13 protein-coding genes are annotated in these 13,786 nt (G+C 75.1%); 4 read left to right on the forward strand and 9 right to left on the reverse strand.

The window, feature by feature from the left end:
- Positions 1–7: 7 nt before the first annotated feature.
- Together QI554_RS23695 and QI554_RS23700 are read right to left on the reverse strand one after the other, a co-directional pair.
- Positions 8–1,291, reverse strand: a complete 1,284-nt coding sequence (locus QI554_RS23695) for a MurT ligase domain-containing protein (protein WP_281472219.1) — start codon at positions 1,289–1,291, stop codon at positions 8–10.
- Between the two features lie 840 nt (positions 1,292–2,131).
- On the reverse strand, positions 2,132–2,545 hold the full coding sequence (locus QI554_RS23700; protein ID WP_281472220.1) for a hypothetical protein: 414 nt from the start codon (positions 2,543–2,545) through the stop codon (positions 2,132–2,134).
- 140 nt (positions 2,546–2,685) lie between these two features.
- Here QI554_RS23700 and QI554_RS23705 point away from each other — a divergent pair, with 140 nt between their 5' ends.
- On the forward strand, positions 2,686–3,375 hold the full coding sequence (locus QI554_RS23705) for a class I SAM-dependent DNA methyltransferase (protein ID WP_281472221.1): 690 nt from the start codon (positions 2,686–2,688) through the stop codon (positions 3,373–3,375).
- A gap of 80 nt (positions 3,376–3,455) precedes the next feature.
- Here the strand turns inward: QI554_RS23705 and QI554_RS23710 are convergent, their stop codons facing one another.
- The 4 genes from QI554_RS23710 to QI554_RS23725 all read right to left on the reverse strand — a co-directional run bounded on the left by QI554_RS23710 (position 3,456) and on the right by QI554_RS23725 (position 7,644).
- Positions 3,456–4,013, reverse strand: a complete 558-nt coding sequence (locus QI554_RS23710) for an NUDIX hydrolase (protein ID WP_281472222.1) — start codon at positions 4,011–4,013, stop codon at positions 3,456–3,458.
- A 55-nt stretch (positions 4,014–4,068) separates the two neighbouring features.
- Positions 4,069–4,413, reverse strand: coding sequence for a hypothetical protein (locus tag QI554_RS23715; RefSeq protein WP_281472223.1), 345 nt, complete (start codon positions 4,411–4,413; stop codon positions 4,069–4,071).
- A gap of 17 nt (positions 4,414–4,430) precedes the next feature.
- Positions 4,431–6,374, reverse strand: coding sequence for a bifunctional phosphatase PAP2/diacylglycerol kinase family protein (locus QI554_RS23720; RefSeq protein WP_281472224.1), 1,944 nt, complete (start codon positions 6,372–6,374; stop codon positions 4,431–4,433).
- A 238-nt stretch (positions 6,375–6,612) separates the two neighbouring features.
- Positions 6,613–7,644, reverse strand: coding sequence for an ADP-ribosylglycohydrolase family protein (locus QI554_RS23725; protein WP_281472225.1), 1,032 nt, complete (start codon positions 7,642–7,644; stop codon positions 6,613–6,615).
- Between the two features lie 108 nt (positions 7,645–7,752).
- Here QI554_RS23725 and QI554_RS23730 point away from each other — a divergent pair, with 108 nt between their 5' ends.
- The gene (locus QI554_RS23730) at positions 7,753–8,142 is read left to right on the forward strand and encodes a VOC family protein (protein WP_281472226.1); all 390 of its coding nucleotides are present in this window, start codon (positions 7,753–7,755) and stop codon (positions 8,140–8,142) included.
- Positions 8,143–8,296: 154 nt separating this feature from the next.
- Here the strand turns inward: QI554_RS23730 and QI554_RS23735 are convergent, their stop codons facing one another.
- A complete protein-coding gene (locus QI554_RS23735; RefSeq protein ID WP_281472227.1) occupies positions 8,297–9,139 on the reverse strand; it encodes a phosphotransferase family protein in 843 nt (280 codons plus the stop codon).
- A gap of 118 nt (positions 9,140–9,257) precedes the next feature.
- Positions 9,258–9,932, reverse strand: a complete 675-nt coding sequence (locus QI554_RS23740) for a TetR family transcriptional regulator (protein WP_281472228.1) — start codon at positions 9,930–9,932, stop codon at positions 9,258–9,260.
- A 246-nt stretch (positions 9,933–10,178) separates the two neighbouring features.
- Between QI554_RS23740 and QI554_RS23745 the strand changes: the two genes are divergently transcribed.
- Positions 10,179–11,396, forward strand: a complete 1,218-nt coding sequence (locus tag QI554_RS23745) for an acyl-CoA dehydrogenase family protein (protein WP_281472229.1) — start codon at positions 10,179–10,181, stop codon at positions 11,394–11,396.
- A gap of 185 nt (positions 11,397–11,581) precedes the next feature.
- Positions 11,582–12,274 carry an ester cyclase gene (locus tag QI554_RS23750; protein ID WP_281472230.1) on the forward strand — a complete coding sequence of 231 codons (693 nt, stop codon included), beginning with the start codon at positions 11,582–11,584 and terminating at the stop codon, positions 12,272–12,274.
- 427 nt (positions 12,275–12,701) lie between these two features.
- On the opposite strand, the gene QI554_RS23755 is transcribed toward QI554_RS23750, so the two are convergent.
- Positions 12,702–13,772, reverse strand: coding sequence for a tyrosine-type recombinase/integrase (locus QI554_RS23755; RefSeq protein ID WP_281472231.1), 1,071 nt, complete (start codon positions 13,770–13,772; stop codon positions 12,702–12,704).
- Positions 13,773–13,786: the final 14 nt, after the last annotated feature.

Below are 13,786 nucleotides of genomic sequence, written 5' to 3' on the forward strand. Positions count from 1 at the left end.
CCGATCGTCACGCCTGCGCCTCCTTGATGGTCCGGCGCAGCTGCTGGAACGCCGTGTAGTTCGCGATGACCTCGATCTGCCCCGGCGGGCACGCCGCGACCGCGTCCGCCAAGTGCTCGTGCACCGTGAACGTCAGCCCCGCCACGTCCAGCCGCACCGCCAGGTCGAGGCGGCGCTGCCCCAGCACGGCCAGCGGACGACCCGCCAGCTTCGTGTAGTCCACGTCCCACAGCCAGGAGGTGTCCTTGCCGTCCGCGTCCAACGCGTTCACCGACAGGATCACCGGCGCCGGCGCCGGGTCGATCAGCGAGAACGTCTCCAGCCACCCGGCCGGGTTCTTCGCCAGCAGCAGCCGCAGGTTCCGGCCCTGGTACGGCACCACGTCGTAACGCCCGGCCACCGCCGTCACGTTCTTCATCCGCGCCAGCGCCGCCGCCGTGTCCACGCCGAACACCGACGCCACCGCGGCCGCCGTCGTCGCGTTCGCCCGGTTCGCCCGGCCCGGCAGCTGCAGCTCCAACGGCCACACCGCCCCGTCCGGGTCCACCATCTCGTCGCCCACCAGCGACCACGTCACCTGCGGACGCCGGAAGTCGCAGTCACCGCAGAACCAGTCGTCGCCCGGACGGTTCATCACACCGCCGCAACTGGGGCAGGACCACGAGTCCTCCTGCCACATCTGCCCGGCCGCGACCCACACCACGTCCTTCGCCGACGACGCCGCCCACACCACCAGCGGGTCGTCCGCGTTCGCCACCAGCACCGCCTCGGTGCCGCGCAGGCCCTCGCGCCACTTCTCCGCCAGCATCCGCGTCTCCGCGGCCCGGTCCAACTGGTCGCGCGACAGGTTCAGCAGCACGATCGCCAGCGGATCCGCGTCCCGCGCCACCCCCGCCAGGTACTTCTCGTCGACCTCGATCACGCCGTACACCGCGTCGCCCGCACCCGCGAGCGCCGACGTGATACCGGCCGGCATGTTCGCGCCCAGCGCGTTCGAGACCACCGGGCCCGCGGCCCGCATCGCCTCCGCCACCAGCCGCGTCGTGGTCGTCTTGCCGTTCGTGCCCGACACGAGCACCACCTGCAGGTGATCGGCCAGCTGAGCCAGCAGGTCCGGGGCGATCCGCAGCGCGATCTTCCCGCCGATCACCGAACCACTGCCCTTGCCCGCACGCCGCGAGATCGCAGCCGTCACCCGGCTCGCGGTCACCGCCAGCTTGGCCCTCGGCGGCAACGCCTCAGGCCCGCGCGCGGGCCCTGCGCCCTGGCCCGGGACGGGAGTACCTGTCATCGGATGTGTACCCTCCAGCGGTCTCGCCCGCCGCCCCGGACCCCCACCGGGGTCGGGCGGCCGTTCCAGCGGACCCCACGCCCGGACGCCCGCCACCGGCCCGCCGCCCGCCGGCACCGCCCCGCATGCACCGCACGCCTGGCACACCCCGAGCCCGAACCGGAACCGACGCCCCGCGCAGGATCCGTATACGTCGCGCCAGCCTACCGAGATTGCGCCCCGCCGGTGGGACCCGGCAGGCCCCACACTCCTCGACCCGCCCGACCGGACCTGCGGCGACACCCGGCACGCACCCCCACCGAGGCCCACCGAGGCCCCCGCCAGGCCGCCCCCTAGGGTCACGCTGTGACCCAACCCGACGCCCCACGCGCGCGCTCTGCCCCGCGCGGGACGGCAGGAGTTCCCCTGACAGAACGGCCCGGACGACCCACCGGGCGCAGACGGGGACAACTGGCAGTGGGTCGTGACGGCGAACGAGCGGGCGGTCCACGGCGCGCGGCGGCATACGCACCAGAGACGAGGGCGCGCACGGATGAGGCACAGGGACGGACGCGGGTGGGGCGCTCACCGGGCATGCGGCGCATGCGCGTGGGCGCAACCGCGGGGTCCCGCGCGATCATCGCGAAAGCCGCCGCCATCGAGCCGATCGGCGCCCGCATCGGATCGCCCCCAACGGGCCGGCGCGCCCCTCGACCCGCTCGGCGCGTACTGGACGGCGCGGCGGTCCGCCCCGCTGTGGTCTCCCACGTGTGCGGATGCCCGTTCACGGCGGAGACGTGCGCCGGCGGCAGCCGTGGTGGCGGGGACGGCCGTGACCGCGAAAGCGACCGGATCAGTCGGTCAGTCCTCGTCCAGGCCGCCGAGGGCGACCGCCACCGCTGTGTCCACGACGGCCAGTGCTCCCAGGGCGACGATCCATCCGCGTTCGCGGGGGTCCAAGGCTCGCCAGCGGCCCATCGTGCCGGCGCCGTCGGCCACGTCGGCGGCGACTTGCAGCCACGCCCACTCGGCGGCGTTGTGGCCGCGGTCCAGGGCCCGCCACCAGCCTGCGGCGACCACCGTGTCGCGTATGCCCAGGCCGCGGGTCAGGGTGGACGCCTCCTTGCCCGCGCCGGCCGGGCGAGCCGGCAGGAGCCGGGGTGCGGCCTGCGGGGCGATCATCTGCGCCACACCCACCGCGATCCGCCCCGCCGCCAGCATCCGCGCCGCGCGTACCGCGGCGGCATGGCCCACCACGTGTCTGCCGCCCCCCATGCCCTCCGCCCTCCCTGCCCCGAACCGACACCCCGAGGGCACCGGACCTCGCGGCCCGACCGCCGCATCCCGCCCACTCTGCCCAACACGCGGCCCCGCCCGCACCCGGTTTCCCCGCACCCCGGAAGGACCTGTTCCGCATGACCGACGCACCCACGCCCGGACACCTCGACGAGACCCGCGCCTTCTACGACGCCATCGCCGAGCCCTACGCCGACCGCTACCGCGACATCCTCGACGACACGCCCCACGACCAGCAGGTCCTGGCGACGTTCGCCGATCATGTCCACGCCGCGCACGCGGGTTCCGGTTCCCGTGACGGGTCCGCGCCGCGCGTCGCCGACGTCGGCAGCGGGCCCGGGCAGGTCACCGCCTACCTCCACGGCCTCGGGCTCGACGTCACCGGCGTCGACCTGTCCCCGCGCATGGCCGCCCTCGCCGCACGCACCTTCCCGCACGTGCCGTTCACCGTCGGCACGCTCACCGCCCTGGACATCGCCGACGGCGCTCTCGCCGGCCTGTGCGCCTGGTACTCGACGATTCACCTGCCCGACGACGAACTCCCCGCCGCGTTCGCCGAGTTCCACCGCGTCCTCGCCCCCGGCGGCCACGCCCTGGTCGCGTTCCAGGCCGGCGACGTCCCGCTGCGCCTGGCCGAACCCTTCGGCAAGCCCGTCACCCTCGACTTCCGCCGCCGCGACCCCGACCACGTCGCCCGCCTCCTGGACGCCGCAGGGCTCACCGTCCACAGCCACGAGGTCCGCCTCCACGACAGCGACCTGGTCTCCGCCGTCCCCCAGGCGTACCTGATCGCCCGCAAGAGCTCCTGACCGTCCGCCCGGCCGCGACGGCGGGCTCGTCCGCGGATGGCCGCCGCCCCGGGCCCGTACCGGACGAAGGAGCGACCCGGTCAGTGGGACGCGCCGGCGGGCCTGTCCGAACCGTCCTGGTCCGGCGCGCCTGCCGGCCCGTCGGCCGGGCGCCGCAACGCCGCGTACCGCACCAAGGCGTCCCGGGAGTCGGGCACGAAGTCCCACCGTTGGACGGCGGCGGCAAGTTCTTCGTCGGCGAGCCACGTGTGCCAGGCGATCTCCGAGGGGTCGGGCGTGATCGTGTCGCCGAGCACGGCTTCGTGGAGGCCGAGCCAGTACGGGCTGATCGCGCCGTCGCACAGGAACTTGCCGAGGAAGCGCGCGTCGGTCCGCACGCCGAGCTCTTCGCTGATCTCTCGCGCGGCCGCCGCCTCGTAGGACTCCCCGATGTCCACGGCCCCGCCGACGAGCCAGTTGTAGTGCCCGGGAAAGCGGGAGGAGCCCGCGGGCCGCCGGTGCACGAGGATCCGGCCCTCGGTGTCGCGGCACACGGTCGTCGCTATGCGGTGCAGCCACCGGTTCCGGATGGCGTCGCCGCGTTCGACCACGCCCAGCACCCGGTCGTCCTCGTCCACCCGTTCGACAAGCTCGCCCATGGTCACCACCATCTCGGAAGGGCCGCCCGGAGGCGGCGTGTGTGCAGGGTGCGGATCAGGTGCGGCACGGGCGCACTTCCAGGGGATTGGCGGGCCCGCCGGGCCCGGCAGGCGGCCCGTGCGCGGTCTTCGGGGGCGCGGCGCCAGGACGCGCGGTCACGGGCAGGGGTGTTCGCTTCGGCGCCGCCGTTCGGCGGCCGACCGAGGGCAGACCGCGCAGGTCGCGCAGCGTGCCCGCGCACACCGCGGTGGGCAGCAGCAGCCCCGCGCCGATGCCGGCGCCGAGCGTGTGGAACCCGTCACCGGTGACCGAGGTGCCGAGGACGGACGCGCCACCGGTGGCACCGGCGGCGGCCAGCGTCCACACGCCCGCCCGGAGGCGGCCTGCGCCCGACGGCACGACGGCGTCCGCGCCGGCTACGCCCGCCGCGCGCCCGCCGGGCGGTACACCACCAGGCGGCGGCCCTTCGCGATCCGCAACTGGGACGCGCCCGGACGGACTTCGCCGTCGACCGCGAGCGGGGCGCCGGCCTGGATCTCGGTCAGGCGCATCGCACGCGCCGTCGAGGCCTCGTACACGCGCGAGCGGCCCAGCGTGCCCGACAGCACCGCCGCGACCAGCCGCGTCCGGGCCGCGGGCTTCGCGGCGTCGACCAGGCGGACGTCCAGCAGCCCGTCGTGCAGGTTCGGCCGGTACGCGGGCGCGAACCCCGGCGGCGCATAGGCCCCGTTGCCCAGGAACAGCAGCCACACCGACCGGGCCCGCCCGTTCACCCGCAGCTTCACCGGCCGGGCGTCCCGCAGGACCGCGACCAGGCCGACCAGCATCGCCGGCCACTTCCCGATCCGGCCCTGCATCGCCTCACGCGCCCGCACCAGGTCCGGGTAGACCCCGATCGAGAAGGTGTTGAGGAACACCTCCGGCTCCGTCGCGCTCATCGGCCCGAAGTCGAACGTGCGGTCCCGCGCGATCTCCGCGACGTCGACCAGCACCGCCTCCCCGGCCCGCACCGCCCGCGCCGTGTCCTCCAGGCGCTGCAGCCCCAGGTCGCCCGCGAAGTGGTTGAGCGTCCCGGCGGGGAACACGGCGAGGGGACGCCCGTACTCGAGGGCGATCTTCGCCGCCGCGTTGATCGTCCCGTCGCCGCCCGCCACACCCAGCACGACGGCCTCGGACGCCGCCTGGCGCAGCATCGCCATCAGGTCCGAACCCGCGTCGGGGTGCCCGTCCGGGTCCTCGGCCGCGGCGTCGGACGGCTGCCGCGCCCCGTCAGGGGAATCACCGGCCTCGGCGCCGGGGCCGCGTTCGACGACCTTCGCCAGCGGCAGCAGCTCCCGCAGCCGCGGCGCGATCTCCCCTTCCGGGCCCGCCGACGCGTTGACCACGACCACCAGGCCGTCGCCGTCCGCCAGCAGCGGCACGGGCACCCGAGGGGCCGGCGCGAACGCCGCCTCCACCGGACGCCGCGGCCACCACCGCAGCGTCACCGCCGCCAACCCGGCGCCGAGCGCCGCGCCCGCCAGCACGTCGCCGGGGTAGTGCACGCCGGTGTAGACCCGCGACAGCGCCACCCCGCCCGCGAGCACCCCGGCCGCCGCGCCCATCGACCGCGACTCCAGCGCCACCCCGGTCGCGAACGCCGCCGCCGACGCCGCGTGCCCCGACGGGAACGACGTCGTCCACGGCTGCCGCGCCAGCCTGCGCACCTCCGGCACCAGGTCGATCACCGGCCGCGGGCGCCGCGTCCAGCTCTTCAGCACCACGTTCGTCACCGTGGACGCCAGCGCCACCGACCCCAGCCCGCGCAACGCCGCACGACGCCCCGAACGCCCGCCCGACAACGCCATCGACCCGGCCGCCACGACCCACAGCCGCGAATGGTTCGCCGACCGCGACAGCGCGGGCAACGCCCGGTTCGCCCACGGGACGTGGTGCTCCGCCAGCCACGCGAACGCCCGGTGGTCCAGCTCGTGCACCCGCCCCAGCAGACCGCCGCCGGACGCGGCCCGGCCCGGCACCGCGTGCGTCCACGGCGCGGCGACCCGCGCCACCGCCCGCTCCAGACCCGCCGGAACGCCCTTCCCCGGCCCGGGCGTCGTGGGGCGTGCCGCCGGACGTGGCGCCGGCCGCGCCGCCGTGGGGACCACGCGCCCGCCGCCCGGCGACCAGCCGTGCCGCCGCGCCCGGCGCAGCGTCCACCGCCCGGCGTGCCGCCCCGCCTCCTCGATCGCGCCGACCGCACCCGCCACCCCGGCGGCCATCCCCGCGACGCCGGCCAGCGCGTCGAGGAACACCGCGCCGTCGCCTGCGGCATGCCGCCCGTGCGCCGCCTTGCCCGCTGCTGCCGTGCCGTGTGCCATGCGCCGCCCTGTGCCCCGACCTGTCCGTGAATCCGTCACCCGTGAGTACCCCGACGCGGGGACCGAACCGACGTCCGCCCCGTGCCCGTGCCCGTGCCTGTCGCCGGGTGCCCTGACGGGCGCCGACCCGCGGCCCGGAACGCTCCCGGGCCCGGAGCGCGTCCGCGGGATCCCGCCTGACCCGTGCCGCTACCCGCGATCGGGGAGACCACCCGCACCACCCGAACCGTCCGCACCGTCACCGGCCCGGCACACCGGACAAAGCGCCCGACAGCCGCTCCAGCTCGTCCCGGTACTCGATCACCCCGGACCACTCCTGCGGCCACGCGTCCACGCCGTGCCAGACGCCCGCGAACGCCCCGGCCAGCGCCGCGATCGAGTCCGAGTCGCCGGACGTCGCGGCCGCACGGGCCACCGTGTCCACCGGGGAGTCCTCGTACAGCAGGAAGCACAGCAGCCCGGTCGCGAACGCCTCCTCGGCGATCCACCCCGCCCCCGTCGCCTGGCACGGGTCGCTGCGCCGGTCCGCGCGCAGCAGCGCCGCGTCGAGGCGGTCCAGCACACCCAGGCACTCGTCCCAGCCGCGCGCGATGAACGCCTCCGGCGTCGTCCCGAACGGGCCCCGCCACAGCTCGTCCCCGAGCCAGTCCCCGTGGTAGACCTCCCGCTGCGCCGCGGCGTGCGCGCGCAGGTAGGCCGGCAGGTCGCGCGGGCCGACCCCGGCGCGCAGCGCGTGGACGGCGGCCGCGGTCAGGTCGGACGCGGCCAGCGCCGTCGGGTGCCCGTGGGTGAGCGCGGACTGCAGCTGCGACGCGCCGCACCGGTCCGCCTCCGAGACGCCGTCCAGCAGCCCGACGGGGGTGACGCGCATGTTCGCGCCGCAGCCCTTCGAGCCGCGCACCGTGGCCTTTTCCCACGCCATCCCGGTCGCGAGATTCCGGCACGCCTTCAAACAGGTGTTGCCGGGGGCGCGGTTGTTGTCGGGGGAGTCCCACCAGGCCAGGAACCGGCCGCGCAGCCGCGGGTTCAGGCGCTGCGGGGTGAGCGCGTGGCCGTCCTCGCGCGCCGACACCAGGGCGTCGGCGACGGCGAGCGCCATCTGCGTGTCGTCGGTGACCATGGCCACGCCCCCGTGCACCGGGAGTTCGCGGGGGCCCGGCACGTCGTGGCGCCGCATGATCTCCGCGTACGACAGGAACTCCGTCGGCGCCCCCATCGCGTCCCCGTACGCCAGCCCGAACACCGAGCCCGCAACCGCCCCGTACGCCACACCGGCCCCCTTTCGGCGGCACCGCCCGGCGCCGCTCGCGGCAGCGTAACGCCCCCGGGGCCGCGCCCGGCGCGCATAACCGTGCCCGCTACGGGCGAAAAGACCAGCATGGACGTCCTGAGCAGCCGCATCCTCCTGCGGCCCACCGACCTGGAGCGCAGCCGCGCGTTCTACCGCGACGTCCTGGGACTGGCGGTGTACCGCGAGTTCGGGACGGATCCGCACCGCGGCACGGTGTTCTTCCTCGGCGGCGGCTACCTGGAGGTCTCCTCCGGCTCCGACACGGGCCCGACCCCCGCCACCCAGCTGTGGATCCAGGTCCGCGACCTGGCCGCCGCCCACAAGCACCTCGCCGAACGCGGCGCCGTGATCCTCCGCGAACCGGCCCGCGAGCCGTGGGGCCTCGACGAGATGTGGATCGCCGACCCCGACGGCCTGCGCATCTGCGTCGTCGAAGTCCCCGAAGACCACCCGATCCGCTACCGCCCGCAAACCTGACGGCCGCCACCCGGCGCGACCGCGGACCGGACACGCGTCGGCCGGGCGGGCGGGACGCGGCGGTGGCGGGGGCCCCACGTCAGGGTCCGGCCGCCACCGCGGCGCGCGGGTCACCCCCGCCGCGGCGACATCCGCCCGGCCGGGGCCGGGCCGGTCAGCCCAGCAGGCCCAGCAAACGCCCGGCCTGCCGCTCCGCGGTGCCGGGCGGGTTCCGCGGGTGGTCCGGGTCGTCGAAGGCCAGCAGGAACAGCCACACGAGCGCGAGGAGCCGCCGGCAGTCGCGCAGCCGGGCCGTCTCCGCCGCGGTGAGGTCCGCCTGTTCCAGGAACGCCGTGACGTCGAGCGGGTGGTCGACCCAGGCCGACACGTGCTCGGTGATCTCCGCCAGCTCGAACGCCCGGTCGCTGCGGCCGGACTCCTCGAAGTCGACGACGCGGACCCACGTCCCGTCCCACAGGTAGTTGGCCAGGTTGCCGTCGCCGGGGCCGAACACGGCCGGCACCGGCGGCTCCCCGCCGTGCTCCAGGCCGGAGCGGGCCAGCCACGCCAGGCCCTGCTCCTTCGCCCGGGACACGGGCCCGTCGTCCGGGCGCGGGGGCGGGCCGGTGGACCACGCGCGGACCTGCGCGGCGAGTTCGCCGGGCAGGCCGGGTCTGCGGGGGAGCCGGTGGAGGATCCGTGGCGGGACCGCCCGGTGCAGTGTGCCGACGGCGTCCGCGAACGCCGCCAGCTGCCGGGCGTCCAGGACGCGCCCGCGCAGGGGGTCGCCGGGCAGGCGGGACATGGCGATGGCGGGGACGGCGGCGTCGGGGTCCGCCCGCCGGGGTTCGGCGGCGAGGCCGGGGGCGTGCGCGTGGAGCAGGGTCAGCGCGCGCCACTCCCGCACGCACCGCTCCCGCCCGGGTTCCCGGGCGGTGTCGGTGTAGCGCTTGACCACGATCGCCGGGCCCAGGTCGACCATGTGGGTGCTCCACCGATCGGGCCGCTCGGAACTCATGGGAGGCGATCCTGCCAGGGGCCGGGCGGCGTCGGTGCTCCTGGCGGCTCGGCGCCTCGACGCCACACCCCGGCGGGGCGGGCCTGGGGGGCCGCCCCGCCGGGGTGTGGCGCGGGGGTCAGCCCCGTTGGTCCTCGGCTGCTTCCGCGGCGGCGGCGAGGGCGGTGGGGAGGGCGCCCCAGAGGAGTTCGGTGAGGTAGACGGTGAGCTCGGGGCGTTCGCAGGGGTTTTCCTCGAGCCACCAGTCGCCGCAGGCCTGGACCATGCCGACGATGGCGTGGGCCCAGGCGCGGGCCAGGACGCCGGTGCTGCCGGTGGGGTCGAAGGAGCGGGCGAGTTCCTCGCCGACGCGGCGCTGGTAGGCGGTCACGTGGCCGTGGACGTCGGCGGACTCGGCGCCGGCGCGGTGCAGGAGGAACCGGTACACCTGCGGGTTGGCCTCGATGTGGGCCAGGTAGGTGTCGATGGTCGCCTGGACGCGGGCGCGCGGGGTGTGGTGGTGCTCGGGGCTGACCGCGGCGCGGATGACGAGCGCGAGCTCCTCGGTGTGCCGTTCGGCGAGCGCCCGGTACAGGCCGTCCTTGTCGCCGAAGTGCCGGTACAGGATCGGCTTGGTGATGCCGGCCTCGGCGGCGATGGTGTTCATCGAGGCGTCGGGGCCGTCCCGCATGACGACGCGGTCTGCCGCGTCGAGGAGCTCGAGGCGGCGCAGCGCCGAGCGCCCGGTGGCCGGGGGAGCCGCGCCCGCGGCTGTCCCGGACGGTGTCACGGCTGTGGACTCGTTGTGCGTCATGCGCCCCTTCGCCGACCCTTGGATCGTGGCGTCGCGTGGCCGCGGCGCCTGGTGGTTCTCGTTCGTCATCGTGTTCGCGTGCGTGTTCGTTTTTCGTGTTCAGGATGCGTTCTACACCTTGACAGAGGTTACCAGGAGTAACACACTGCGGGTTACCCATCGGTAACAGCGTGGAGTCCGTCCCGACCCCCACGCCACACCACCGCAGCGCATCACACCACCAACCACCGCAGGGAGCCAGACCCGATGAGCGCATTCTCCCTCCAGCTCACCGACGACCAGCGCACCGTCCGCGACTGGGTCCACACCTTCGCCGCCGACGTCCTGCGCCCGGCCGCGGCGGAATGGGACGAACGCGAGGAAACCCCCTGGCCCATCCTCCAGGAGGCCGCCAAGATCGGCCTGTACTCCCTCGACTTCTTCTCCACCCAGGCCTTCGACCCCACCGGCCTCGGCATCCCCCTCACCATGGAAGAACTCTTCTGGGGCGACGCCGGCCTCGGCCTCTCCATCGTCGGCACCACCCTCGCCGCCGCCGGCGTCGTCGCCAGCGGCACCCCCGAACAGGTCGCCACCTGGGCCCCCCAGATGTTCGGCACCCCCGACGACGTCAAGGTCGCCGCCTTCTGCTCCTCCGAACCCGACGCCGGCTCCGACGTCTCCGCCATGCGCACCCGCGCCACCTGGGACGAAGCCACCGGCGAATGGGTCCTCAACGGCGTCAAGACCTGGGCCACCAACGGCGGCATCGCCCACATCCACATCGTCGTCGCCACCCTCGACCCCACCCTCGGCGCCCGCGGCCAGGCCAGCTTCGTCGTACCCCCCGGCACCCCCGGCCTCCGCCAGGGCCAGAAGTTCAAGAAACACGGCATCCGCGCCTCCCACACCGCCGAGGTCATCCTCGACAACGTCCGCGTCCCCGCCGACTGCATCCTCGGCGGCAAGGACAAGATCGACGAACGCCTCGCCCGCGCCCGCGAAGGCGGCCGCGCCGGACGCAGCAACGCCGCCATGGCCACCTTCGAGTCCTCCCGCCCCGCCGTCGGCGCCCAGGCCGTCGGCATCGCCCGCGCCGCCTACGAGTACGCCCTCGACTACGCCAAGACCCGCGAGCAGTTCGGCCGCCCCATCATCGACAACCAGGCCGTCGCCTTCACCCTCGCCGACATGCGCACCCGCATCGACGCCGCCCGCCTCCTCGTCTGGCGCGCCTCCTGGATGGCCACCACCGGACAGTCGTTCGACGCCGCCGAAGGCTCCATGTCCAAGCTCTACGCCGGCGAGACCGCCAAGTGGGTCACCACCAACGCCATGCAGATCCTCGGAGGCAACGGCTTCACCCGCGAGTACCCCGTCGAACGCATGCACCGCGACAGCGCCATCTACACGATCTTCGAAGGCACCAGCGAGATCCAGCGCCTCGTCATCGCCCGCACCATCTCCGGCGTCCCCATCCGCTGACCCGCCGGCCGACCGTCGGACACCCCGTCCGCCGACCCGCCGGCCCACCCAGCCAGCGCCGCCACACCGGGCCCCGGCCGCCACACGCGGCCGGGGCCCCCGCGCGATCCCCGTGAGATGCCCGCGCCACGGGCGGAGAGTGGCAACGACACCCCAGGGGGGACACCCGCCCCGGGAGGTGCGCGATGACCTTCGTCCAACTCATCGACTGCAAGACCGAACACCTCGACGACATGAACCGCCTGCTGGACAACTGGCTCGACCAGACCCAGGGCCGCCGCACCGCCACGCACGCCATCGTCGGCTCCGACCGCTCCGACAAGGCCCACGTCGTCGAGATCGTGGAGTTCCCCTCCTACGAGGAGGCGATGCGCAACTCCGCCCTCCCGGAGACCGACCGCATCTTCCGCGAAATGGTCGCCCTGTGCGAGGAACCGCCGACCTTCACCGACCTCGACATCGTCCGCGACGACCAGCTCAACAAGGCCCTGTGCCGCGAGATGTTCGACTGCGTCACCCGCGGCGACCTCGACGGCATGGAACGCCTGTTCGCCGAGGACTACCACGACCACGACCCCATCAACGCCACCGACACCATCGGCGCCAAGGCGATACGCGAAGAGTGCGCAGGCTGGATGGCCGCGTTCGACTTCGCCTTCACCATCGACCGCCAACTCGCCGACGGCGACGAGGTCGCCACCCGCTGGACGTGGACCGGCACCCACACCGGCGACTTCATGGGCATGCCCGCCACCGGCAGGACCGTCACGATGAGCGGCTGCACGACCTTCCGCATCGAGGACGGCAGGATCAAGGAAGGCTGGTGGGACTGGGACGCCCTCGGCATGATGCGCCAGCTCAGCGCCACGCCCGGCTGACCACCAGCGCCCGTCAGCGCCCGGGCCGACGCGAATCCGGGTCCGGCAACGGCTCGGGCGCCGGATCCGGCGGCAGCGGATCCGGATACGGATTCGGCAACGGAGCAGGCCCCGGCGCGGGACCCGGCGACGGGAACGGATCAGGCGGCCACGGCCCGGGCGGCCCCGTCGGCTCCGGCGGACTCGGCGGATGCGTCACGACAACCTCCACACACGCAGGGGACCCACCCCACGCCCGACCCGATACCCGCCAACCCGCCACCCCACCCCACCCGCTGCGCCACACGGCACCGCGGGGGAGCGCGGCACAGCCCGGACCCGTGTACAGCCTCGGCGTACGGACGCGCCGCCGCGCCCGTACACGGGTCCAGCAGCGCACCGGCCGGCGCGCCCGCCAGCAGGCCCACGGGCTCCGGCAGCGCCTACCTCACCGCGCCAGCGGCGAACGCCCCAACGCCTCCGCCGCCGCCACCACCGACGCGTCCAGGTACACCGACGTCGTCGACACGTCCCCGTGCCCCAAGATGTCCGCCACCGTCCCCACGTCCGCCCCCGCCTGACGCAACAGCACCGTCGCCGCCGTGTGCCGCAACCCGTGCGGCGTCACCGCCTGCCGCAACCCCGCCGGCATCAACCGCACATGCCGCGCCACCATCCGCTGCACGTCCCGCGGACACATCCGCCGACCCCGCACCGTCACCACCAGCGCCCGCGCCGCGTCCGCCCGCACCTCCACCGGATCCGACGCCGGGGGAGCGGGCCGCTCACCCTCCCGGTACGCCGCGAGCGCCGCCACCAGCGCCTCCGACAGCGGCACGTCCCGCGCCTTCCCGCCCTTGCCCCGCCGGATGTGCAGCACCCACCCGCCGCCGTCGCCCGACAACGGCCGCACGTCGTCCGCATTCGCCGCGCACAGCTCGGACACCCGCGGACCCGTCTCCGTCAGCAGCCGCAGGATCACCTCGTCCCGCAACGCCAGCCGCTGATCCGCCCGCACCCGGCCCGACACCGCCCCCGGCAGGGCCGGCGGCGACTCCCGCAGCGCGACCGCCTCCTCCACGGACAGGCCCAGCCGCGCGCCCTTCGCCCGCGTCGGCACCCGCACCGCCGCCACCAGCTCCATCGGGTCCGCGCGCACATACCCCGACTGCCGCGCCCACCGGAACAGCCCCCGCACCGACGCCAGCCACCGCGCCCGCGCGTGCAGCCCCCGCCCCGGCACGTCCTCCCCGTCCGCCCCGATCTTCCGCCCCCGCGAAAACCGCAGGTCCGGCGCGTTCGCGATCCGCACCACCGCCAGCTCCACATCGGACGACTCCACGTCGTCCAACACCACCGACGACCCCACCAGCCGCGCGAACTCCTCGACATCGCGCACATACGCCGACGCCGTCGACGCCGCCAACGCCCCCATGGCCACCCGTAACGCCAGCACGTCCGCGTACTCGCGCACCGCCGCGCCCACCTCGACCCGGCTCAGCTCCCTCGGCGCCGCCACACCCGTCCCTTTCC

It is taken from the genome of Yinghuangia seranimata, from assembly GCF_029953285.1.
GTDB lineage: Bacteria > Actinomycetota > Actinomycetes > Streptomycetales > Streptomycetaceae > Yinghuangia > Yinghuangia seranimata.